Source organism: Streptomyces sp. NPDC001700, from assembly GCF_053596435.1.
Window position 1 is genome coordinate 1 of sequence record NZ_JBSFGE010000039.1, and the last position, 23,099, is coordinate 23,099.

Below are 23,099 nucleotides of genomic sequence, written 5' to 3' on the forward strand. Positions count from 1 at the left end.
CTAAGCCTTTCAGCGCCGATGGTACTGCAGGGGGGACCCTGTGGGAGAGTAGGACGCCGCCGAACAATCATTGGAAAAGGCCCTGTTGGGAGCTTCAAGCTCCCGACAGGGCCTTTTTCGTATATGTCACCACCTCCCCGGTGAGAGGCCCCGCCGTCACTACCGGTAGAGTCATGGGGCATCATCGGCTGATTCCCTCACAGGAGGCCCCCGGGTGGAGGTTCAGGAGACACGGGTCCAGACGGATCGTGTACTCACCATCCCGAACATCCTCAGCACCGCTCGCCTCTTCGGCGTACCGCTTTTCCTGTGGCTGATCCTGAGGCCCGAGTTCGGCGGGCCCAACAGTGACCTGTGGGCGCTGCTGGTGCTGTTGCTCAGCGGGGTGAGCGACTATCTGGACGGCATGCTGGCCCGCCGCTGGAACCAGATCAGCAGCCTCGGCCGCCTCCTGGACCCCGCCGCCGACCGGCTCTACATTCTGTCCACGCTCATCGGCCTCACCTGGCGGGACATCCTCCCGCTCTGGCTGCCCATCGTTCTCCTCGGCCGCGAGGTGCTGCTCGTCGCGATGGTGTGGATCCTGCGGCGGCACGGCTATCCGCCGCCCCAGGTGAACTTCCTCGGCAAGGCGGCGACGTTCAACCTCATGTACGCCTTCCCCTTGCTCCTTCTGAGTGATGGAAGCGGCCCGCTTCACACGACCGCCGCTATTTTCGGATGGGCGTTCGCCGGATGGGGTACAACACTCTATTGGTGGGCAGGAGTCCTCTACGTGGTTCAGGTCCGCCGGCTGGTGAAGGCGGACGCCGCGGCCGACTGAGTTCGCCGTCGTGGGCAACCCAGCACCGGGTGCCCGTAGCGATTTCTTGGGCCATCGGGCGTGCGCGGTCGGCATGACCGTCGTCTCTTTCGAGGAGGACGCTTCCGACATGAAGGCCGTCGTAATGGCAGGGGGCGAGGGAACTCGTCTGCGCCCGATGACCGCGACCATGCCCAAACCGCTGCTGCCCGTGGCCAACAGGCCGATCATGGAGCATGTGCTGCGGCTGCTCAAGCGGCATGGCCTGTCCGAGACCGTGGTGACCGTGCAGTTCCTCGCGTCTCTGGTCAAGAACTACTTCGGGGATGGCGAGGAGCTCGGCATGGAGCTGACCTACGCCAACGAGGAGAAGCCGCTCGGCACCGCGGGCAGCGTCAAGAACGCGGAAGAGGCGCTCAAGGACGATGCCTTTCTGGTGATCTCGGGTGATGCCCTGACCGATTTCGACCTCACCGAGCTGATCAATTTTCATAAGGAAAAGGGCGCGCTGGTCACGGTCTGCCTGACCCGCGTCCCCAATCCGCTTGAATTTGGAATCACCATCGTCGACGAGGCGGGCCAGGTCGAGCGCTTCCTCGAAAAGCCCACCTGGGGCCAGGTCTTCTCGGACACGGTCAACACCGGCATCTATGTCATGGAGCCCGAAGTCTTCGACTACGTCGAGCCGGATGTTCCCGTCGACTGGTCCGGAGATGTCTTCCCGCAGCTCATGAAGGAGGGCAAGCCCATCTTCGGCTATATCGCCGAGGGCTACTGGGAGGACGTCGGCACCCATGAGAGCTATGTGAAGGCCCAGGCCGACGTCCTGGAGGGGAAGGTCGACGTCGAACTCGACGGTTTCGAGATCTCGCCCGGAGTCTGGGTCGCCGAAGGCGCGGAGGTGCATCCCGAGTCCGTGCTCCGTGGCCCGCTCTACATCGGTGATTACGCCAAGGTGGAAGCCGGTGCCGAGATCCGGGAGCACACCGTCGTCGGCTCCAACGTCGTCGTGAAGACCGGGGCTTTCCTGCACAAGGCCGTCGTCCACGACAACGTCTATGTGGGTCAGCAGAGCAATCTGCGCGGCTGTGTGATCGGCAAGAACACCGACATCATGCGTGCCTCCCGTATCGAGGACGGCGCGGTGATCGGCGATGAGTGCCTGATCGGCGAGGAATCGATCGTCCAGGGGAACGTGCGGGTCTACCCGTTCAAGACCATCGAGGCGGGCGCGTTCGTCAACACCTCGGTCATCTGGGAGTCCCGGGGACAGGCCCATCTCTTCGGGGCCCGGGGCGTATCCGGGATCCTCAATGTGGAGATCACCCCCGAGCTGGCGGTGCGGCTGGCCGGTGCGTACGCCACGACCCTCAAGAAGGGCTCCACGGTCACCACGGCCCGCGACCACTCCCGTGGCGCCCGCGCCCTGAAGCGGGCCATGATCTCCGCCCTGCAGACCAGCGCCATCGACGTGCGGGACCTGGAGAACGTGCCGCTGCCGGTGGCCCGCCAGCAGACGGCCCGGGGCAGCGCGGGCGGCATCATGATCCGTACGTCCCCCGGCGTCCCCGACTCCGTGGACATCATGTTCTTCGACGAGCGCGGCGCCGACCTGTCCGCGGGCGGCCAGCGCAAGCTGGACCGGGTGTACGCGCGCCAGGAGTACCGCCGGGCGTTCCCCGGCGAGATCGGCGACCTGAGCTTCCCGTCGAGCGTCTTCGACTCGTACACCGGCTCCCTGCTGCGGGCCCAGGACGTCAGCGGGATCGCCGAGTCCGACCTCAAGGTCGTGGTGGACGCGGCGAACGGCAGCTCCGGGCTCGTCCTCCCCAGCCTGCTGGGGCGGCTCGGCGTGGACGCGCTGACGATCAACCCGGGGCTGAACGAGTCGCGCCCCACCGAGACCGCCGACGGCCGCCGCTCCGGGCTCGCCCGGCTCGGCGAGATCGTCGCGTCGGCCCGCGCGGCCTTCGGCGTCCGCTTCGACCCCGTCGGCGAGCGGTTCTCCCTCGTGGACGAGCGCGGCCGCATCGTGGAGGACGACCGGGCGCTGCTGGTGATGCTGGACCTGGTGGCCGCTGAGCGGCGCAGCGGGCGGGTGGCGCTGCCGGTGACCACGACCCGTATCGCCGAGCAGGTCGCCGCGTACCACGGCACCCAGGTGGAGTGGACGACGACCGCAGCGGACGACTTGACCCGGGTCGCCCGGTCGGAGACGACGATCTTCGGCGGCGACGGCCGGGGCGGCTTCATCATCCCCGAGTTCAGCAGCGTCTTCGACGGTACGGCCGCCTTCGTCCGGCTCATCGGACTGGTGGCGCGCACCCAGCTGACGCTCAGCCAGATCGACGCGCGGATTCCGCGGGCCCATGTGCAGAAGCGCGACCTGGCCACCCCGTGGGCGGTCAAGGGCCTGGTCATGCGGCATGTGGTGGAGGCCGCCGGAGACCGGTCCGTGGACACCACCGACGGAGTGCGGGTGGTGGAGGCCGACGGCCGCTGGGTGATGGTGCTGCCCGACCCGGCCGAGGCCGTCACCCACCTGTGGGCGGAGGGCCCGGACGACGCGTCCGCGCAGGCGCTGCTCGACGAGTGGGCCGGTGTCGTGGACAGCGCGGGCCGCTGATCCTGGGGTCTTCCGGCGGCTCTTGAACCCGTTTGAACACGTTGGGGCGCCGCCTCCCTGGCCCGGATCCGGCACGCCGGTGGGGCCATTGGGAGACGGCGCCGCCGACGTGCGACGATGTGCGGCATGTCGCAGCAGCCCCCCGTTCGGAGCACAACAACACCGAGCCCGCGTCCGCGTCCGGACGCGTCCATGTCGCTGCTGACCAACGTGATGGACCACAGCCTCGACGACGGCTACGCCGAGGCGGCCGAGCGGCGTGGCGAGACCGGCCGGTCCCGCCTGCCGCGCACCCTGCGCGGCAGGCTGACGATGGCCCTGGGCCTGGTGATGGTGGCGGTCGTGGTCACCATCGGGGCCGCCGAGGCCCGGATATCGGCACCGACGCTGGCCAAGGAGCGAAGCGAACTCATCGACCGCATCGAGTCGGGGAACGCGAAGGCGGACGGGCTCGCCAAGAGCGTGGACCGGCTCCGCGGCGATGTGGGGGAGAAGCAGCGGCAGGCGCTGCAGAAGCACGGGGGAGCCAAGGGCGACCTGGTGGCACTGCTCTCGGGGGCGACGGCGGTGTCCGGTCCCGGCGTCAAGCTGACGGTCGACGACGCCAAGGAGTCCACGTCGGGGAGCGGCGGCGGCCCCCGGGAGAGCAACGACTTCTCCGATACGGGGCGGGTACGCGACCACGACATGCAGCGCGTCGTCAACGGCCTGTGGGAGTCCGGTGCGGAGGCCGTCGCGATCAACGGACAGCGGCTGACGGCGCTCTCGGCGATCAGGGCCGCGGGAGACGCCATACTGGTCGACAACAAGCCGCTGGCGCCGCCGTACACCGTGCTCGCGGTGGGGGACGGGCAGCGGCTGAGCACCGCTTTCCAGGACAGTGCCGATGGGCAGTACCTGCATGTGCTGCAGGAGAACTACGACATCCGCACGAGCATTACCGCCCAGGACACGGTCCGGCTTCCGGCCGCGCCGAGCCTGATCGTACGCAGCGCAGAACCCATAACCGGCGGCGCCGGTAAGGGTGGCACCGAAACAGGGAAGGGCACATCGTGATCGCCGTATTGGGCCTCATCGTGGGAGTCGTGGTCGGACTGGTGGTCCGACCCGTGGTGCCGACGGTGGTCGAGCCCTATCTGCCGATCGCCGTCGTGGCGGCGCTCGACGCCGTGTTCGGTGGCTTCCGGGCGATGCTGGACGGGATCTTCGACGACAAGGTCTTCGTCGTCTCGTTCCTGTCCAACGTGGTGGTGGCCGCGCTCATCGTCTTCCTCGGTGACAAGCTCGGCGTCGGCGCCCAGCTGTCCACCGGGGTCGTGGTCGTCCTCGGTATCCGCATCTTCTCCAACGCTGCCGCGATCCGTCGGCATGTGTTCCGGGCGTGAGGCCGATGACGACTGACGACACCCCCGAGAAGCCGGAGCGGCCCGAGACGCCGCGTGAGCCGGAACGAGCCGGTAAGTCTGGGCAGCTCCAGAACCCGCCTCAGCAGGCCGAGCGGACTGAGGCGCCTGAGACGCAGCGCGGGCCGGAGCGGCCTGAGCAGGCCGAGAAGGGCCAGTCGGCCGCGTCGGCCGAGGAGCGGGACACGGCGGAGACGCCGCGTGACTCCGAGCGGCCCGGCGCTTCGGCACAGCGGAGCGAACCAGAGCGGCCTGCCGCGCCTGAGCAGCCCGGCGGGTCCCCGGACGGCCCGGAGAGAGAGCGGCCGGAAGCGGCCGAGAAGTCCCCGTCGACCGACGAGCGGACTACGGCGGAGAGCCCGCGCGACTCCGGGCGGCCCGGCGCTTCGGCGCGGGCGAGCGGCCCCGAGCAGTCCGCGAAGCCGCGGACGCAGGCATCGCCCGAGCGCCCGGCTGCGTCCGAGCGGCCGGGTGATGCGGTGCAGGGGAGCGCCCCCGAGCGGTCTGGTGCGCCTGGACGGTCCGTTGGCCCGCAGCAGCAGGGTGGCCCCGAGAAGTCTGCGAAGCCGCGGCAGCAGGGCGCACCCCAGCGACCCGGTGCGGCCGAGCGGCCCGGCGAATCGCGGCCTGCCGGGCCTGCGCGGCCCGGGCAGCCGCGTCAGCAGGGCGCACCTGGGCAGCCTGGCGCGGGCGGGCGAGCCGGGAAGCCGCAGCAGCGGGGTGGGCCCGAGCAGTCCGCGAAGCCGCGGCAGCAGGGCGTACCCCAGCGCCCCGGCGGGCCCGAGCGGCCTGGTGCGCCTCAGCGGGCCGCGCAGTCGCGCCAGGAGGGCGCACCTGGGCGGCCTGGCGGGCCCGGGCGGCAGCAGGGGGCACCCACGCAGCGTGGGGCGGCCGGGGCTTCGGTGCCCAAGCCGCCGGAGAAGCGCGCGGGGGCGGGCGGGAAGCCCGAGCACCCCGAGGCGGCGGAGCGGCGCAAGGCCGCCCCGTCGCAGCCCCCGGCGCCCCAGGCGAGGCGTCCCGGCGCGGGCGCGCAGGGTGGGCCGGGCGGGCCCCGCCCCGCCCTCAGGTCCCCGATGCCGCAGAACGCTCCGCCTCGCGGGCCGGTTCCGCAGGGCCAGCCCCCCAAGGGGCCGGGCCCGGGCCCGGGTGCCGCAGGGCGGCGTCCGGCCGAGGGCGGGCCGCCCGCCGGGTACGTGCCCGGCGGCGGGAAGCCCGGGGGCGCGGAGGAGGAGGCGCTGACCGGTCGGCAGCGCCTGCTGAAGGGCGTATGGCCGCCCCGGGTGACCCGGGCGCAGCTGATCGTCGCCGTGCTGCTGTTCGGGCTGGGTCTGGGCCTGGCCATCCAGGTGCGCTCGACCAACGAGAACAGCGTGTTGCGCGGGGCCCGCCAGGAGGACCTGGTGCGGATCCTGGACGAGCTGGACGCGCGTACCCAGCGGCTGCAGGACGAGAAGCGCCGCCTGGAGAATCAGCGCACCGAGCTGGAGAACAGCTCGGACCAGGCCGAGGAGGCCCGTAAGCAGACGCTCCAGAAGGAGCAGCAGCTGGGCGTGCTCGCGGGCACGGTCGCCGCGCAGGGGCCGGGGATCACGATCACCATCGACGACTCCCGGGGCTCCGTGGAGGCCGACATGCTGCTCGACACGGTGCAGGAGCTGCGCGCTGCGGGCGCCGAGGCGATCCAGATCGGCTCCGTGCGGGTGGTCGCCAACTCCTACTTCTCGGACGACGGCGGCTCGGTCGCGATCGATGGACGGAAAGTGACGCAGCCGTACGTCGTGAAGGTGATCGGCAAGCCGGAGGATCTGGAGCCGGCGCTGAACATTCCGGGCGGAGTGGTGCAGAGTCTGGAGAAGGAGCAGGCCACCGTGTCCGTCCAGCGGGAGAAGAAGATCGTTGTGGACGCCTTGCGGTCAGGGAAGCGCCCTGACTACGCTCGGTCGTCATCACGGTGAGGCGGTTCGATATGAGGGTCTCTCGGCGAGACCATGTGGATGCGGGGGGTCGACGCACCAGAAGAGTCGCGCGTGATGGAAACTGTCTGGTGGTCACGGACGTTGTGAGGATGTCCGGACCGTCTGCTGGTGTGTGCATCGAGGGTTTGTCCTGCCCCACGGGCGGGTCTGTTTCAGTCAAGGGGAATCGCCCGTGAAGTTGTTCGGGAAGTTGTTCGGGAAGAGTGCACGCCAGGATGGCGGGAGCGGCACCGCCCGCCACCGCGCACGGCGTGCTGCGGACGAGAGCGGAGGGGGGAGCGAGGAGCGCCCGCTGTTCCGGGATCAGATCGGCGGCCAGGGCGGTGACATTTCGGGCGGCCAGGGCGCGTCTTCTGTTGACCCCTCGGCGGCCGGGCGCATAGGTTTCGAGGACCCATCGGCCTCGCGGAGTGGTGGAGGTCCCGGAGTGCCTGTTTGTACGAGGTGCGGGCATCGGAACGCGGAGGACAGCCGGTTCTGCTCCAACTGCGGTGCGCCGCTGCGGGGCCAGGCGCCCTCGGAGCGTGCCTCGGAGACCACCTCCACGATCTCCATCTCCGGCATCGAGGCGTACGACTCCGAGGTGACCGGGCAGACGCCGCTGCCTTCGCTCAGCCCGGAGGCCCAGGCCGCCGTGGAGGCGCTGCCGCTGGGCTCCGCGCTGCTGGTGGTCCGCCGCGGGCCGAACTCGGGCAGTCGCTTCCTGCTGGACAGCGATCTGACCACGGCCGGCCGCCACCCCCAGAGCGACATCTTCCTGGATGACGTGACGGTCTCCCGCCGCCATGTGGAGTTCCGGCGCGGCCAGGACGGCAGCTTCACGGTCGCCGATGTCGGCAGCCTCAACGGGACGTACGTCAACCGGGAGCAGATCGACGCGCCGGTGGTCCTGACCAGCGGCGACGAGGTGCAGATCGGTAAGTACCGGCTGGTCTTCTACCCGAGCCAGCGGGGCGTCGGCATCTGACCCGTCAGGGGAGGTCCGTCCATGCTTCAGACACCGTCGGGCGGTGCCGGTACCGGCACCGCCCCCGCGGGCGGTCCGGGCAGCCGGTCGATGAGCATCGGCGCCGTGCTGAATCTGCTGCGGGATGAGTTCCCCGAAGTCACCATCTCCAAGATCCGCTTCTTGGAGGCCGAAGGGCTGGTGGAGCCGCGGCGTACGCCGTCGGGCTACCGCAAGTTCAGTCAGGAGGATGTGGAGCGGCTCGCTCTCATCCTCCGCATGCAGCGTGACCACTACCTGCCACTCAAGGTCATCCGGGAGCACCTGGAGGCCCTGGAGCGGGGTGAGCGGCCGCAGCTTCCTGCCGTTTCGCCGGGAGCGCGGCCGCGTGAGCTTTTGGAGCCGGGCGCCCAGGAGTCGCTGGAGCGCCCGACCGTTGCCCGGCTGGGCCGGGCCGAGCTGCTGGCGTCCGCCGAGGTCAGCGAGGCGGAGCTGGCCGACTGGGAGTCGTACGGACTGATCGCGCACGGCGGCGACGGCGGCTATGACGTCGAGGCGGTGACGGTCGCCCGGTTGCTCGCCGAGCTGGGCCGCTTCGGCCTCGAACCACGTCATTTGCGGATCATGAAAGCGGCCGCCGAGCGCGAGGCCGGGCTGGTCGAGCAGGTGGTCGCACCGCTGCGGCTGCACCGGAATCCGCAGACCAGAGCGCATGCGGAGGCCAGTGCGCGCGAGCTGGCGACGCTCTCCGTCCGGCTGCACGCGGCCCTGGTCCAGTCGGCGCTGCGGGCCGCCGCCCACTGACCGATCCGGCCCCGACTATCCAAACCGGCCGGGCACGTCCTAGGGTTGCTGTGTGAACGAGCTCGACGTCGTGGGTGTCCGGGTGGAAATGCCCTCCAACCAACCGATCGTGCTCCTGCGTGAAGTGGGAGGCGATCGCTACCTCCCTATCTGGATCGGACCAGGGGAGGCGACCGCGATCGCCTTCGCACAGCAGGGCATGGCTCCGGCACGCCCGCTGACCCACGACCTTTTCAAAGACGTACTCGAAGCGGTCGGCCAGACGCTCACGGAGGTCCGGATCACGGACCTGCGGGAGGGGGTCTTCTACGCCGAGCTGGTCTTCGCCAGCGGTGTCGAGGTCAGCGCGCGGCCGTCCGACGCCATAGCGCTCGCGCTGCGCACCGGGACGCCGATCTACGGCAGCGACGGCGTGCTCGACGACGCCGGTATCGCCATCCCGGACGAGCAGGAGGACGAGGTGGAGAAGTTCCGCGAGTTCCTCGACCAGATCTCGCCCGAGGACTTCGGAAGCAGCAGCCAGTGACGCGGTCTGCCGGTCCTCGCTAGCGCATTCGAGTAGCCTTTCCCGGACGAGGGACACGGGAAACCACTCTCAGGGTGATTATCACTCGGCGTGCCGAGTGTGGCGATCGTTGACGCACCCCGGGTGACTGCCTACCTTCGAGAAGGCAGGTCGAGGACGGAGGTCGGCGTGAGAAGCACCGGCGACGGCACGGCAGCCGGCGGTCCGTATGCGCTCCAGGGGGGCGCACCGGCCGATCCGGTACTGAAGGCTCGGGTCGCGGCACAGCCCACGGCACCACGCGAGCCCGCCGCGGGGGGTACGGAGACGGTCGGCTACCGCGGGCCCACCGCGTGTGCGGCCGCGGGCATCACCTATCGCCAGCTGGACTACTGGGCGCGCACCGGCCTGGTGGAGCCCAGCGTGCGGCCCGCGTACGGGTCGGGCAGCCAGCGGCTGTACAACTTCCGGGACGTGGTCGTCCTCAAGATCGTGAAGCGGCTGCTGGACACCGGTGTGTCCCTGCAGAACATCCGCGCCGCCGTCCAGCACCTGCGCACCCGGGGCCTGGACGATCTGGCCCAGATGACGCTGATGAGCGATGGCGCGACGGTGTACGAGTGCACCTCGCCGGACGAGGTCGTGGACCTCCTCCAGGGCGGTCAGGGCGTCTTCGGGATCGCCGTGGGCGTGGTGTGGCGGGACGTGGAGAGCGCGCTGTCCCAGCTGCACGGCGAGCGGGTGGACACCGGCGAGACGCTGGTGGGCCACAACCCCGCGGACGAACTCGCCCGGCGCCGCAACCGGGCGGGCTGAGAGCGCTCCCACCCCGCGCCGGGCGCCGATTGTCAGTGGCGTGCGGCAGCATCGGACATGTGAGGGGTGCGCCGACGATTCTCCATCTGGACATGGATGCCTTCTACGCTTCGGCGGAGCAGGCATCCAAGCCGAGCCTGCGCGGAAAACCGGTGATCGTGGGGGGCCTCGGGCCGCGCGGGGTGGTGTCCACCTCGTCGTACGAGGCCCGGGTGTTCGGGGTGCACTCGGCCATGGCGATGGCGCAGGCCCGCAGGCTCTGTCCGAACGCGGCGTATCTGACCCCGCGCTTCTCCCTCTACCGCCGGGTCAGCGACCAGGTCATGGGGCTGTTGCGGGAGCTGTCGCCGCTGGTGGAGCCGCTGAGCCTGGACGAGGCATTCGTGGACCTGGAGGCGGGCGGCACCGAGGCCCGGGTGGAGGCGGCGCGGGCCGTGGGGGAGCGGCTGCGGGCCGATATCCGGGCCGTGACCGGGCTGACCGGCTCGGTGGGGCTGGCGGGCTCCAAGATGCTCGCCAAGATCGCCTCCGAGCAGGCCAAGCCGGACGGCATGGCGGTCATCGAGCCCGGCACCGAGCGGGAGCTGCTGGACCCGATGCCGGTGCGCACCCTGCCGGGCGTCGGCCCGGCCACCGCGGAGGCGCTGCGCCGCGCCGGTATCCACACCGTCGCCGAGACGCGGGAGGCGGGCGAGGCGGAGCTGGTCCGGCTGCTGGGCCGGGCCCACGGCACATCGCTGTACCTGATGGCCAGCGGGCGGGACGAGCGGCCGGTGGTCGCCGAGCGGGACGCCAAGTCCATCTCGGTGGAGGACACGTTCGACGTCGACCTGACCGACCGCACCCGGGTGCAGCTGGAGGTGGCGCGGCTGGCCGACCGCTGTGTGCGGCGGCTGCGGGAGGCGGGCCGTTCGGGCCGTACGGTCGTGATCAAGGTGCGGCGGTACGACTTCTCGACGCTGACCCGTTCGGAGACCCTGCGCGGGCCCACCGACGACCCCGGCGTGGTCAAGGAGGCCGCGGCGCGGCTGATCGACGGGGTGGACACCACGGCGGGGGTGCGGCTGCTGGGGGTGGGCGTTTCGGGGCTCGCGGACTACACGCAGGAGGATCTGTTCGCCCAGGCCGCGCAGGCCGCCCACGAGGCCCAGGCCGCGCAGGCCGCGCAAGCCGCTCACGACGCCGTGGAGGCCCTGGGAAGGCCTCCCGGCTCCGAGGTGCCGGAGCCGGAGAGCCCAGGCGTCTCAGAGCCCGCTGAGGCCGCCGAGAGGCCTCGGGCCTGGCTGCCGGGGGCCGATGTGCGGCACGCCGAGTTCGGGGCGGGCTGGGTGCAGGGGAGCGGGGTGGGGCGGGTGACCATACGGTTCGAGCTGCCCTGGTCGGGGCCCGGCCGGGTGCGGACGTTCGCGGTGGACGACCCGGAGCTGGAGCCGGGCGAGCCGCTGCCGCTCGTACGGCCCCCGGAAGCGGCGGAGGCGTCGGCCGGAGTGCCGGGCGGCGGTCCGGGTGCCGGTCAGGGGCCGGGCGGGTCCGGCGGGAGCCAGGGGCGGGGTCAGCCGGTGACGTCCAGGCCGTAGTGGTGGTACAGCTGCAGCTCCTGCTCCGGGGAGAGGTGGCGGCCGACGCCGAGGTCCGGGGCGTCCTTGATCAGCGCCCGGTCGTACGGCACCCGCAGCGCGTCGCCGACGACCTCGCTCGGTTCGAGCGGTACGAAGACGTCCCGGCTGAACAGGCCGGTGCGTACCGCCGCCCACTCGGGCTCGCCGGTCGCGTCGTCGAGGTAGACCTCGTCCACGGTGCCGATCTTGGCGCCCTCGCGGTCGAATGCCTTGCGGCCGATCAGGGTCCGCGGGTCGATGTCCGTCTGCACGCTCTCTCCCACAGGTGGCGACGATCAGATGGCGGTGATCCAGTGATACCTACCAAAAGCCACATCCCCGTACGCGGCCACTCGAGCACCTGGCGACCAACCCCTCCCGCCCGTAGACGCGCTGGTACGCTGGCTGTGGCTGCAGACCCCGTGCGGGAGAGTCCTCCGACAATGGTGTCGGGGGCGCCGAAGGAGCAAATCCTCCCCGGAATCTCTCAGGCACACGTACCGCGCGGGTGAGGTCACTCTGGAAAGCAGGGTGGGCCACGGGGAGCACAGCTCCGGAACCCCTCCTCACCGACGGTGAAAGCCGGTCAGGCCACACGCGGACCGGTGAAGCTCTCAGGTTGAGATGACAGAGGGGGAGGCCGTCCGGGCACCCGCGCCGCGGTGCCCCTCGCCGGTCGTGCTGACCAGGAGGCCCCCGCTGATGACCACCCACCGCATCTCGCTCGCCGATCTGGAGCGCGGTACTCCATTCGAGCAGCGGCATATCGGCCCCGACGCCGGAGCGCAGGCCAAGATGCTCGCCCAGGTCGGGTTCGGTTCCCTCGACGAGCTGACCGCCGCCGCCGTACCCGAGGTCATAAAGAGCGCCGAGGCGCTGCGGCTGCCGCCCGCCCGCAGCGAGGCGGAGGTCCTCGCCGAGCTGCGCGCGCTCGCGGACCGCAACCAGGTGCTGCCGTCCATGATCGGGCTCGGCTACTACGGCACCTTCACCCCGCCGGTGATCCTGCGCAACGTCATGGAGAACCCCGCCTGGTACACGGCCTACACCCCGTACCAGCCGGAGATCTCCCAGGGCCGCCTGGAGGCGCTGCTCAACTTCCAGACCGTCGTCGCCGATCTGACCGGCCTGGAGACCGCCGGTTCCTCGCTGCTGGACGAGGCCACGGCCGCCGCCGAGGCCATGGCGCTGTCGCGGCGCGTCGGCAAGGTCAAGCAGGGCGTCTTCCTGGTCGACGCCGACTGTCTGCCGCAGACCATCGCGGTCATCGAGACCCGCGCCGAGCCGACCGGCGTCGAGGTCGTGGTCGCCGATCTGAGCGACGGCATCCCGGACGAGATCGCCGAGCGCGGCGTCTTCGGCGTGCTGCTCCAGTACCCGGGCGCCTCCGGCGCGGTCCGCGATCCGCGCCCCGTCATCGAGCGGGCCCATGCGCTCGGCGCGATCGTCACCGTCGCCGCCGACCTGCTCGCGCTCACCCTGCTCACCTCGCCCGGTGAGCTGGGCGCGGACATCGCGGTCGGCAGCACCCAGCGGTTCGGTGTGCCCATGGGCTTCGGCGGCCCGCACGCCGGGTTCATGGCCGTGCGCGCCGCCCACGCCCGCAGCCTGCCCGGCCGACTGGTCGGGGTGTCGGTGGACGCCGACGGGGACAAGGCGTACCGGCTCGCGCTGCAGACCCGTGAGCAGCACATCCGCCGTGAGAAGGCCACCAGCAACATCTGCACCGCGCAGGTCCTGCTCGCCGTGATGGCCGGAATGTACGCGGTCTACCACGGCCCGGACGGGCTCGCGGGCATCGCCCGCCGCACCCACCGCTACGCCACCGTCCTCGCCGAGGGGCTGCGGGCGGGCGGCGTCGACGTGGCGCACGGCGCCTTCTTCGACACCCTCACCGCGCGCGTCCCCGGCAAGGCGGCCGATGTCGTCGCCGCTGCCCGGGAGGCCGGGGTCAACCTCCGGCTGACCGACGCGGACCACGTGGGCATCGCGTGCGACGAGACCACCGGCCGCGCCCAGCTGGCCGCCGTGTGGTCCGCCTTCGGTGTCGACGGCGGAGACGGAAGCGGCGCTCCCGACATCGACGAGCTGGACGCCTCGGCGGCCGACGCGCTGCCCGCGGAGCTGCTGCGCGCGGACACGTACCTGACCCACCCGGTCTTCCACCAGTACCGCTCCGAGACCGCCATGCTGCGCTACCTGCGGCGGCTGTCCGACCGGGACTACGCCCTGGACCGGGGCATGATCCCGCTCGGTTCCTGCACCATGAAGCTCAACGCGACCACCGAGATGGAGTCGGTCACCTGGCCGGAGTTCGGCGCGCTGCACCCCTTCGCGCCGATCGAGCAGGCCCACGGCTATCTGACGCTGATCCGCGAGCTGGAGGAGCGGCTGGCCGAGGTCACCGGCTACGACAAGGTCTCCCTCCAGCCGAACGCCGGATCGCAGGGCGAGCTGGCCGGGCTGCTGGCCGTGCGGGCGTACCACCGGGCGAACGGCGAGCCGCAGCGCACGGTGTGCCTGATCCCGTCCTCCGCGCACGGCACCAACGCGGCCAGCGCGGTCATGGCGGGCATGAAGGTCGTCGTCGTCAAGACCGGCGAGGACGGTGAGGTGGACGCCGCCGACCTGCGCGCCAAGATCGAGCAGTACGGCGAGCAGCTGGCCGTCCTCATGGTCACCTACCCGTCCACCCACGGGGTGTTCGAGGAGCACATCACCGAGATCTGCGCGGCCGTGCACGACGCGGGCGGCCAGGTGTACGTGGACGGCGCCAACCTCAACGCGCTGGTGGGGCTGGCCGAGCCCGGCCGGTTCGGCGGCGATGTCTCACATCTGAACCTGCACAAGACGTTCTGCATCCCGCACGGCGGCGGCGGTCCGGGCGTCGGCCCGGTCGCGGTGCGCGCGCACCTCGCGCCGTACCTGCCCAACCACCCGCTGCAGCCCGCCGCGGGCCCGGCCACCGGGGTCGGCCCGGTGTCGGCCGCGCCGTGGGGCTCGGCGGGCATCCTGCCGATCTCCTGGGCGTACGTCCGGCTGATGGGCGCCGAGGGGCTGCGCAACGCCACGCAGGCCGCGGTGCTCGGCGCCAACTACATCGCCAAGCGGCTGGAACCGCACTACCAGGTGCTCTACACCGGGCCCGGCGGGCTGGTGGCGCACGAGTGCGTGGTGGACCTGCGGCCGCTCACCAAGGCGACCGGGGTCACGGTCGACGATGTGGCCAAGCGCCTGATCGACTACGGGTTCCACGCGCCGACGATGTCGTTCCCGGTCGCCGGGACGCTGATGATCGAGCCGACGGAGAGCGAGGACCTGGCGGAACTGGACCGGTTCTGCGAGGCGATGATCGAGATTCGCGCGGAGATCGACAAGGTCGGCTCGGGCGAGTGGACCAAGGACGACAACCCGCTGCGGAACGCGCCGCATACGGCCGCCGCGCTGAGCGGGGCGTGGGACCACGCGTACACCAGGGAAGAGGCGGTCTTCCCGGCCGGGGTCTCGGCCGCCGACAAGTACTGGCCGCCGGTGCGGCGGGTCGACGGGGCGTTCGGGGACCGGAACCTCGTCTGCTCCTGCCCGCCGATGGAGTCGTACGAGAGCTGAGCACAACGAGCTGAACACAACGATGGGGCCGGTGCGGCGGGTGCTCGCCGGGCCGGCCCCTGATAATTGCCAATCGCCGCTGAGGTGGTCAGTCCTAGGCGGCGGTCACGACGTGCTCGGTGGCGAGCGGTCGGCACGGGGCGATGACGCGCCCGTCCGGCAGCAGCTCACCGGTGTCCTCGAAGAGCAGGACACCGTTGCACAGCAGGCTCCAGCCCTGCTCCGGATGGTGCGCCACGAGATGGGCGGCCTCCCGGTCGGCGGAGTCGGCTGACGGGCACGCTGGTTGATGCTGGCACATGGCGAGGTTCTTTCGCTGCGGTGAGGTGTATGTCCTGCTGCTCGCTGCGGCGTTCATGTAGGCCGCCCCCCGTTGAGTGTCGGTTGGTTGCTCCAGTGTTGCCCTGCGGCAAGGATTCCGCAGGGATTTCGCGGCACCGGTCTCGCTAGATGATGACGCATCACCCGACCGGACGGTTGACCCTGGCGGGACTGTTACCCGCCCGTAGCGCGGCGCCCCGTGGCCCGCTGGGCCACGGGGCGCGCCATCCGTCAGGGAAGGGGCAGGTCAGGCAGGGGAACCCAGCAGCGGAGCCGGGGTCAGCCGATGGGTGAGGACGGGCAGCAGATCGGCCGCGGGGTGCGGGTGGTGGGCCGCGATGCCCGGCGGCGCCGGGGCCAGCGGCACCAGCAGGTCCCCGGCCTCGATACCGCCCTCGGCGGCGTCCGCGGCGGGGTCGCCGTGCAGCCACAGCGCCACCATGTACAGCTCGGGGATCGACAGGAACCGTGGCTGGTACGCGGCGGGCAGTGACTCGGCCTGGCGCAGGGCGAGTTCGGCCGAGGCCACGTAAGGACCCTCGGAGAAGTGCGAGAAGGCCCAGCCGTCGGCGGTGAGCCTGGCCTCCGCGGCGGCCACCGTGCGGTCGTCGTCCCGGAGCATGAAGCGCCAGCCGGTGAGTCTGACCCGCGGCGGGCCGACGGGGGTGGTGATGCCGTCCAGGACGTGGACGGGGAGCGGGAGTTCGGGTTCGAAGGGGCCGGACAGGGAGCTGAGTGCCGGGGTACGGACCTCACGGACAGCGGTGGGGGAACCAAGGGCCGTGAGGACGCTGCGCAGGGCGGGCGCGGGGGCCGGGGGCACGAGCAGCGGCATGGTGGGTCGCCTCTCACTTCGGAGACACGGTGGAGCGATAGCGGGCCAGGGTATGGACGCGCGCTGTCGGTGTACGTAGCTCGGTACGCGGGTCAGAGGGGGCCGGGACGAGATGTCCGGGCGTTATCTCTCTGCCTCGTAAAGCGAGTTTATACGACACATGTTCCGGCCGTGTTTCGGCTAGCTGTCCCCGATATTGCGCACAAGGTGATTTCCGGTCCGTGCGGGCGCGGGGATTTCCCCCGATTCGGTGCCTGATGCACGGATATGACCTGGCGGTTTACGTCCGTCGCGGTAGGCTGGATCCTACCGCTCCATTTTTCTGGAGCAATGCGCCACTGTTGAGAGCCTACCGGCTGGGCGGGGTGCGCGGGGCGTTATCGATCACATTGGCGGGCATCATCGAGCGTGGTGTGCGCGGTGCGGGCGCTGATGATCCACTCAAGGAGGTAGCTCCGATGGGGGAGAAGGTCGTAGCCGGTGAGTTCGATCCGTCGGGTCGGCAGCGGCAGCGCGGGCGGTTGCGGGAGGGCCTCGACGCGCTGTCCCGGCTCCTGGCCGACAAGCGATTCGACCGCCCGAAGAATCTCATGGGGCTGGAGATCGAGCTGAATCTCGCAGGCGCCGACGGGCTGCCGAGGATGATGAACACAGAGGTTCTGGAGCGCATCGCGAGTCACGATTTCCAGACCGAACTCGGACAGTGCAATCTTGAAGTGAACATCGTGCCGCATCGTTTGCACGGGCGGGTTCTCGACCAGCTCTCGGAAGAGCTGCGAACGGGACTGTCATATGCCGACCGCAAGGCGCGCGAGGTGTCCTCCGAGATCGTGATGATCGGAATTCTGCCGACCCTGGCCGCCCGGGATCTCGGATCGGCCAACCTGTCCTACGACGACCGCTACAAACTTCTCAACGAACAGATGCTGGCCGCCCGCGGCGAGGATTTCCTCATCGATATCGAGGGCCGCGAGCGCATCAGCTACGCCAGCGCCACCATCGCCCCCGAGGCCGCCTGCACCTCCGTGCAACTGCACCTCCAGGTCACCCCCGGACGCTTCGCCGCCGTGTGGAACGCGGCGCAGGCCGTGGCCGCCGTGCAGATCGCCATCGGCGCCAACTCCCCCTTCGTCTTCGGCCGTGAGGTGTGGCGCGAGTCCCGTCCGCCGCTGTTCCTGCAGGCCACCGACGTACGCGCACCGGAATACGCGACGCAGGGGGTGCGGCCGCGCACCTGGTTCGGCGAGCGCTGGATCACCGACGCGTACCAGCTCTTCGAGGAGAACCTGCGCTACTTCCCGCCGCTGCTGTCCACCGGCGCCGACGAGGAGCCGCTGCGCATCCTGGACGAGGGCGGCGTGCCCGACCTCCAGGAGCTGGTGCTGCACAACGGCACGATCTACCGCTGGAACCGGCCCGTCTACCAAGTCGTGGACGGCGTACCGCATTTGCGGGTGGAGAACCGGGTACTGCCCGCGGGCCCCACCGTCACCGATGTCATCGCCAACGCCGCCTTGTACTACGGGCTGGTCAGAGCGCTCGCCGAGGAGCCCCGCCCGGTGTGGACCCGGCTGCCGTTCAGCGCCGCCGCGGCCAACTTCGACGCCGCGTGCCGCCATGGCATCGACACCGTTCTGCAATGGCCGAAGCCCGGCCGGTCCTCGTCCCTGGCGCGCACCCCCGCCGTCCGGCTGGTGCTCGATGAGCTGCTGCCGCTGGCCGCCGCCGGGCTGGACGCCTGGGGCGTCGAGCCCGCCGACCGCGACCGCTACCTCGGGGTGATCGAGCAGCGCTGCGCCCTGCGGGTCAACGGCGCGTCCTGGCAGGCCGCGACGTACCACCGGGCGCGGGACAGCGGGCTGGGGCGGGACGCCGCGCTCGCCGCGATGACCCGCCGCTACTGCGCCCTGATGCGGACCGACGCGCCCGTCCACACCTGGCCCGCCGACCTGTCGGCGTGACCTGGATCAGTTCGCGCCCGCCTCTCCGGCGGCGACGATCGCCTTGAGCATGGCTGTGTTGATCTGCGCGGGGTCGTTGACCCGCTGCGCCGATCCGCCGGTCGCGCGGGCGATCTCCTGGCAGGCGGCCTGGTCGGCGTCCGGGCCGACCGCGATGGCGATGAGGGGCACCGGGCGGTCCGGGTCGACCAGCCGCTTCAGCTCCTTGACCAGGGCGGCGCGCGAGATGCTGCCCGGATCCTGGTTGGCGCCGTCGGTGAGGATCACCACCGCGTTGAACTTGCCCCGTACGAAGGTGTCCTGGGCCTGCCGGTAGGCGGCGAGCGTGGTGTCGTACAGCCCGGTCGAGCCCTCGGGGAGCGGCTTCAGCGCGTCGAAGGCGGCTGTCAGCGCGTCGCGCTGGCCGGTTCCGTCCGGGGTTTGCGCGCCGAGGCGGCGGGCCGCGACCAGCTCCCGGTAGTCCCGGTCGTCGTCCAGCCCGGTCGAGAACTCCCAGAGCCCGATCTCGTCCTGGGAGTTGAACCGGGTCAGGGCCTGCCGCAGCGACGCCTTGGTGACGTCCATCCGGCTCTGTCCGGCCCGGCCCGGCACCGGGTCGCTCATCGAGGCCGAGGCGTCGACGACCGTGTTCAGCCGGGCGCTCTGCACGGTGATGGTCCACATTCCCAGGGCCGCCTCCACCTCCCGGGCGGACGGCCCGGGGGCGGGCGTCACCGCGTACGGCTGCGGGGTGCGGCCGCCCGCGGCCCGCGCCACCGGCTCGCTGACCTTGCCGTCCGCCGTCCGGAAGCCGTCTTTCCGCAGGGTCCGGCGGCCGCTCGGATCGGTGAGCAGCGTCATGAAGCGGGTGGCGGCCCGCGCCCGTACGGTGGTCAGCTCACGGTCATTGAGCACCGTGTACGGGTAGTCCAGCTCGGCCGTGCCGTCCTTCGGATAGAACAGGTCGAGGCGGGACGCGTCACCCGCCGCCGCGTTGTGCGCGAAGGCGGCCTGCTCGGACAGGACCACCGCCTGGCCGCGCCGGGGCAGCGTCTTCAGCAGGTCGGCGTCGGTCGTGGCGGCCCGCTGGGACAGCAGTTTGGCGTTGGCCGCGGCGCGCGTATCGGTCGCGGCCTTCCCGTCGCCCGCGCCCGCCTTCGCGATGGACCCGTTGATCCGGGCGAGGGCGAGCAGCCCGGTGGCGCTGCGCGCCGGATCGGCGGTTCCCAGCCGCGGGCTGCCGTCGCCGCTTCCCGCCTCGGCCAGCTGCGCCCAGTCGTACGTCTTCTCCGGCCAGCCGAGCCGTCCGGAGGCCGCGGAGGTGGTGGCGACCGTGACCGGGGAGGAGGCGATCCCGCCGAGCGTGTCCAGGGGCGCGGCGCTGACCGGGGAGGTGGTCGCGCGCTCGACCCAGACGCTGGAGTCCGGCACCCACACCTGGAACCCCGGAGTGCGGTCCACCCTGCCGAGCGCGTTCGCCACCTCGTACGCTGGGCGGCTGGTGACCTTCACGTCCAGACAGCGGCCATCGGACCGGATGCCCGCCTTCCGGGCGCGGTCGGCCACGGCGCGTAAGCCCGGGGCGATGTCCGGGGACGCGGCCACGGAGAGCCGTACCGCATCGCTCCGGCAGGACTCGGCGGACGGCAGCAGCCCGCCGCGTAAGACCACCACGGCACCGGTCGCGACGGCGAGCACCAGCGCTGTGGAGATCGCCACGGTCCGGCGTCGGGAGGACGCGCCGGGTCTGGACCCCGTATTGTCCGGTGCGGAGTGATCGATGCGCTCGCTGTGGCCCGGGTGACCGGTGTGGTCGGCGCGGTCCATGGCATCGAATATGCCGGAGTAGTCGGGATCGTCGGATTCTTCTGGCTGGCTGTGGCGTCCCATGCGATCTGTCTCTCCTGGAAGATGACGCCGGCGGGAGGGACGGCGCGCCTGCGGATGGCGCCCGGCCCAGCCTGCTCGTGCGCGATCTCGGATGTGTTTTCGAGACCTTAGCGGGGCGGGCGCGCCGATGCGGTATGAAGAGCGGAAGTGGGAGGCAGGAGTGGAGTCAGGGGCGCGTGGGGCGGAGCTGCCCGCGATCGAGGGTGACCTGCCGCGACGGATTCTGCGCAACGAGACGCTGCTCGTGCTGGCGCTGTCGCTCGGCGCCAGCGCCCTGTCCGCGCTGATCAGCTTTATCGGCTCGGTGACCAGGCCCGGCGGGCTCAAGGACCAGGCGGCCACCCTCAACGCCTCCCAGGCGCCCGGTCGTCCATGGCTGGATCTCGCCTGGCAGCTGTTCGGGATCGCGACCGCGCTGGTGCCGGTCGCGCTGGTGGCGCATCTGCTGCTGCGGGAGGGCGCCGGGCTGCGGGCGATCGGCTTCGACCGCACCCGGCCCCGCTCCGACCTGGCGTGGGGCGCCGTGGTGGCGGCGGGCATCGGCGGCACCGGGCTGCTGCTCTACCTGGGCGCGCGGGCGGCGGGCGGCAATCTGACGGTCGTGCCCGAGTCGCTGCCCGACGTGTGGTGGAAGCTGCCCGTGCTCATCATCTCCGCCGTGCAGAACTCCGTGCTGGAGGAGGTGATCGTGGTCGGCTATCTGCTGCGCAGGCTCGGGCAGTTGGGCTGGACCCCGATGGCCGCGCTGCTGGCCAGCTCGGTGCTGCGTGGTTCGTACCACCTGTACCAGGGGATCGGCGGCTTCTTCGGCAACCTGGCGATGGGCGTCATCTTCGTCCTGCTCTACCGCAGGTGGGGGCGGGTCGGGCCGCTGATCGCCGCGCATGCGCTGATCGACATCGTGGCGTTCGTCGGCTACGCCCTGCTGGCGGGCAAGGTGGGCTGGCTGCCCACCGCCTGAGTCGCCAGCCCTCCTCGCGGGCCGTTCAGACCAGCAGCTCGCCGTCGATGACGGTGACGGCCCGGCCGGTCAGCAGCGTACGGTCGCCGCGCAGCGCGGTGCGGACCAGCCCGGTGCGGGCGGAGGCCTGGAGTCCGGTCAGCTCGTCGCGGCCGAGCCGGGCGGACCAGAAGGGCGCGAGCGCGGTGTGCGCGCTGCCGGTCACCGGGTCCTCGTCGATGCCGACGCCGGGCGCGAAGACGCGCGAGACGAAGTCATAGCCACGGGCCGGGTCCTCGGGGAGCGCGGTCGCGATGACCGCCCGCTTGACGAGCCGCCCGAGCGCCGCGAGGTCGGGGGTGAGGGCCCGTACGGCCTGCTCGTCGGCCAGCTCCACCAGCAGATCGCCCACCTGCGGGCCGGTGTCCCGGGCGGAGCGGACCGTGGCGCCGAGCGCGCCGGTCACCTCGTCCGCGACCGGGACCTCGGTCAGCGGGGCGGTCGGGAAGTCCAGGGTGATCGTGCCGTCGGCGTCGCCGGTCGCGGACAGCACCCCGCTGAGCGTGGCGAACCGTACGGTGCCGGTCGCGGCGCCCGTCGTACGCAGCACATGAGCGGTGGCGAGCGTGGCGTGCCCGCACATGGCGACCTCGGTGGCCGGGGTGAACCAGCGCAGCGCCCAGTCGGCCCCGGCCCCCTCGGGGAGCGGGTGGGCGAAGGCGGTCTCGGAGAGGTTGACCTCGGCGGCGACGTCCTGGAGCCAGGCGTCGTCCGGGAAGGCGTCGCCGTCCAGGAGGACGACTCCCGCCGGGTTACCGGCGAAGGGGCGGTCGGTGAAGGCGTCGACGATTCGCATGCGCATGGCCCCGACGGTAGGGGGCGGTCGGGGCATTGTCATCCGATCGGTTCCGATATATCGTTGAGCCATCGTGATGGATCGACGATGGAAGGAGCGTCACGATGAGGTATTTCCGTGGACAGGAACACCGCGGAGCCGGTCGGCGCGACCGGGGTGGTGAGTTCGAGGAGCGGCGCGCGGCCTTCGGGCCGTTCGGGCCTGGCCCGGGCGGCTTCGGCGGCTTCGGCGGACCCCCCTTCGGGGGGCCTCCGTTCGGCGGCCGGGGGCGTGGCGGCGGCGGACGGCGTGGCCGGGCGCGGCGCGGCGATGTGCGCGCCTCGATCCTCGCGCTGCTGAAGGACCGTCCCATGCACGGCTACGAGATGATCCAGGAGATCGCCGAGCGCAGCGGGGGAGCGTGGAAGCCGAGCCCCGGTTCGGTCTATCCGACGCTGCAGCTCCTCGAGGACGAGGGGATGATCAGCAGCGAGAGCGACGGCGGCAAGAAGCTGTACGCGCTCACCGAGGCCGGGAGCGCCGAGGCCGAGGCGGGGCCGCAGGCCCCGTGGGAAGAGGCCGGGCGCGGCATCGACTGGGAGGCTATGCAGGAGGTCCGGCAGGCCGGATTCGGTCTGATGGAGGCGTTCGCGCAGGTCTGGAAGACGGGCAGCCCGGAGCAGCAGCAGAAGGCGCTGTCGGTCATCAACGACTCGCGCAAGCGGCTGTACCTGATCCTCGCCGAGCAGGAGGACGAGGCCGACGAGGGCTGAGTGAGGGGGAAGCGGGGTGGCGGGGCTACGCGACCAGCGCGGCGAGCTTGCGCAGTGACTCGTTCAGCGCCGTGGTCGCCGAGTCCTTGAGCTTTCCGGCCATCAGGGACACCGCCGCACCCGTGAAGTCGCCGTCGATACGGACCGTCGTCGCGTCCCCGTCCGGCGTCAGCGCGTAGCGCATGCCGAGGATCACGCCCATCGGGCCCTTGCCCCGGGTGGCGAGCAGCCGTCCGGGTTCGTACTCCTCGACGGTCCAGGTCACTTCGGCCGGGAAGCCCATCAGCCGCATGTTCTCCTGGTAGGTCGCGGCAGCCTGGAGCGAGGCGGGGGCGCCCTGGGGGAATCCGGTGTGGGTGACGTTCCAGTCGCCGTACGAGGAGAAGTCCGTGAGCTGGGCCCACACCGTCGAGACCGGTGCCTCGATGCGGGTCTGCGCGCTGACCTCGGCCATGGAGGTCCGTCCCTTCCGGGGGTCCG

Annotated in this window: 20 protein-coding genes, 1 rRNA gene and 2 riboswitches; of the genes, 15 read left to right on the top strand and 6 right to left on the bottom strand. The window is 71.3% G+C overall.

Annotated elements, in window-relative coordinates; genetic code table 11:
- The 11 genes from rrf to ACWC5C_RS39715 all read left to right on the top strand — a co-directional run.
- A 5S ribosomal RNA gene (gene rrf / locus ACWC5C_RS39665) occupies positions 1-65 on the top strand; the annotation flags it as partial.
- 149 nt (positions 66-214) lie between these two features.
- The gene (locus ACWC5C_RS39670; protein ID WP_385437633.1) at positions 215-823 is read left to right on the top strand and encodes a CDP-alcohol phosphatidyltransferase family protein; all 609 of its coding nucleotides are present in this window, start codon (positions 215-217) and stop codon (positions 821-823) included.
- A 109-nt stretch (positions 824-932) separates the two neighbouring features.
- The gene (locus ACWC5C_RS39675) at positions 933-3,428 is read left to right on the top strand and encodes a sugar phosphate nucleotidyltransferase (RefSeq protein WP_450883823.1); all 2,496 of its coding nucleotides are present in this window, start codon (positions 933-935) and stop codon (positions 3,426-3,428) included.
- Between the two features lie 117 nt (positions 3,429-3,545).
- Positions 3,546-4,484 carry a DUF881 domain-containing protein gene (locus ACWC5C_RS39680; RefSeq protein ID WP_450883825.1) on the top strand — a complete coding sequence of 313 codons (939 nt, stop codon included), beginning with the start codon at positions 3,546-3,548 and terminating at the stop codon, positions 4,482-4,484.
- Entirely contained in the window at positions 4,481-4,813 is a 333-nt protein-coding gene (locus ACWC5C_RS39685; protein WP_014058688.1) for a small basic family protein, read from the top strand. Before ACWC5C_RS39680 ends, ACWC5C_RS39685 begins: the two co-directional genes overlap by 4 nt.
- A 920-nt stretch (positions 4,814-5,733) precedes the next feature.
- Positions 5,734-6,786, top strand: a complete 1,053-nt coding sequence (locus tag ACWC5C_RS39690) for a DUF881 domain-containing protein (RefSeq protein WP_450883827.1) — start codon at positions 5,734-5,736, stop codon at positions 6,784-6,786.
- Positions 6,787-6,919: 133 nt separating this feature from the next.
- Entirely contained in the window at positions 6,920-7,774 is an 855-nt protein-coding gene (locus ACWC5C_RS39695; protein WP_450883829.1) for an FHA domain-containing protein, read from the top strand.
- A 21-nt stretch (positions 7,775-7,795) separates the two neighbouring features.
- Complete coding sequence (gene ftsR, locus ACWC5C_RS39700) at positions 7,796-8,557, top strand: transcriptional regulator FtsR (protein WP_450883831.1); 762 nt, start codon at positions 7,796-7,798, stop codon at positions 8,555-8,557.
- 52 nt (positions 8,558-8,609) lie between these two features.
- Positions 8,610-9,083 carry a bifunctional nuclease family protein gene (locus ACWC5C_RS39705; RefSeq protein ID WP_009713203.1) on the top strand — a complete coding sequence of 158 codons (474 nt, stop codon included), beginning with the start codon at positions 8,610-8,612 and terminating at the stop codon, positions 9,081-9,083.
- Positions 9,084-9,251: 168 nt separating this feature from the next.
- Positions 9,252-9,878: a MerR family transcriptional regulator gene (locus ACWC5C_RS39710; RefSeq protein WP_450883834.1), complete on the top strand. Its 627-nt coding sequence runs from the start codon at positions 9,252-9,254 to the stop codon at positions 9,876-9,878.
- A gap of 59 nt (positions 9,879-9,937) precedes the next feature.
- On the top strand, positions 9,938-11,455 hold the full coding sequence (locus ACWC5C_RS39715; RefSeq protein ID WP_450883836.1) for a DNA polymerase IV: 1,518 nt from the start codon (positions 9,938-9,940) through the stop codon (positions 11,453-11,455).
- Here ACWC5C_RS39715 and ACWC5C_RS39720 read toward each other — a convergent pair.
- Complete coding sequence (locus ACWC5C_RS39720) at positions 11,431-11,748, bottom strand: PRC-barrel domain-containing protein (RefSeq protein ID WP_039936641.1); 318 nt, start codon at positions 11,746-11,748, stop codon at positions 11,431-11,433. The two genes, ACWC5C_RS39715 and ACWC5C_RS39720, sit on opposite strands and share 25 nt — an antisense overlap.
- Positions 11,749-11,891: 143 nt before the next feature.
- Positions 11,892-11,989: riboswitch (glycine riboswitch) on the top strand.
- Positions 11,990-12,117: riboswitch (glycine riboswitch) on the top strand.
- Between the two features lie 61 nt (positions 12,118-12,178).
- On the opposite strand from ACWC5C_RS39720, the gene gcvP reads away from it, so the two are divergent.
- Positions 12,179-15,085, top strand: coding sequence for an aminomethyl-transferring glycine dehydrogenase (gene gcvP / locus ACWC5C_RS39725; protein WP_450883838.1), 2,907 nt, complete (start codon positions 12,179-12,181; stop codon positions 15,083-15,085).
- 94 nt (positions 15,086-15,179) lie between these two features.
- Here the strand turns inward: gcvP and ACWC5C_RS39730 are convergent, their stop codons facing one another.
- Both ACWC5C_RS39730 and ACWC5C_RS39735 read right to left on the bottom strand, forming a co-directional pair.
- The gene (locus ACWC5C_RS39730; protein WP_385437646.1) at positions 15,180-15,386 is read right to left on the bottom strand and encodes a DUF5999 family protein; all 207 of its coding nucleotides are present in this window, start codon (positions 15,384-15,386) and stop codon (positions 15,180-15,182) included.
- Positions 15,387-15,653: 267 nt separating this feature from the next.
- On the bottom strand, positions 15,654-16,241 hold the full coding sequence (locus ACWC5C_RS39735) for a hypothetical protein (protein WP_385437621.1): 588 nt from the start codon (positions 16,239-16,241) through the stop codon (positions 15,654-15,656).
- 458 nt (positions 16,242-16,699) lie between these two features.
- Between ACWC5C_RS39735 and ACWC5C_RS39740 the strand changes: the two genes are divergently transcribed.
- The gene (locus ACWC5C_RS39740) at positions 16,700-18,202 is read left to right on the top strand and encodes a glutamate--cysteine ligase (protein WP_450883841.1); all 1,503 of its coding nucleotides are present in this window, start codon (positions 16,700-16,702) and stop codon (positions 18,200-18,202) included.
- 6 nt (positions 18,203-18,208) lie between these two features.
- Here ACWC5C_RS39740 and ACWC5C_RS39745 read toward each other — a convergent pair whose 3' ends face one another.
- The gene (locus ACWC5C_RS39745; RefSeq protein WP_450883843.1) at positions 18,209-20,071 is read right to left on the bottom strand and encodes a substrate-binding domain-containing protein; all 1,863 of its coding nucleotides are present in this window, start codon (positions 20,069-20,071) and stop codon (positions 18,209-18,211) included.
- 127 nt (positions 20,072-20,198) lie between these two features.
- On the opposite strand from ACWC5C_RS39745, the gene ACWC5C_RS39750 reads away from it, so the two are divergent.
- Complete coding sequence (locus tag ACWC5C_RS39750) at positions 20,199-21,032, top strand: CPBP family intramembrane glutamic endopeptidase (RefSeq protein WP_450883845.1); 834 nt, start codon at positions 20,199-20,201, stop codon at positions 21,030-21,032.
- A 25-nt stretch (positions 21,033-21,057) separates the two neighbouring features.
- Here the strand turns inward: ACWC5C_RS39750 and ACWC5C_RS39755 are convergent, their stop codons facing one another.
- Positions 21,058-21,873, bottom strand: coding sequence for a PhzF family phenazine biosynthesis protein (locus tag ACWC5C_RS39755; protein ID WP_450883847.1), 816 nt, complete (start codon positions 21,871-21,873; stop codon positions 21,058-21,060).
- Between the two features lie 98 nt (positions 21,874-21,971).
- On the opposite strand from ACWC5C_RS39755, the gene ACWC5C_RS39760 reads away from it, so the two are divergent.
- A complete protein-coding gene (locus ACWC5C_RS39760) occupies positions 21,972-22,619 on the top strand; it encodes a PadR family transcriptional regulator (RefSeq protein ID WP_450883849.1) in 648 nt (215 codons plus the stop codon).
- A gap of 25 nt (positions 22,620-22,644) precedes the next feature.
- Here the strand turns inward: ACWC5C_RS39760 and ACWC5C_RS39765 are convergent, their stop codons facing one another.
- Positions 22,645-23,073, bottom strand: coding sequence for a type II toxin-antitoxin system Rv0910 family toxin (locus ACWC5C_RS39765; RefSeq protein ID WP_450883851.1), 429 nt, complete (start codon positions 23,071-23,073; stop codon positions 22,645-22,647).
- Positions 23,074-23,099: the final 26 nt, after the last annotated feature.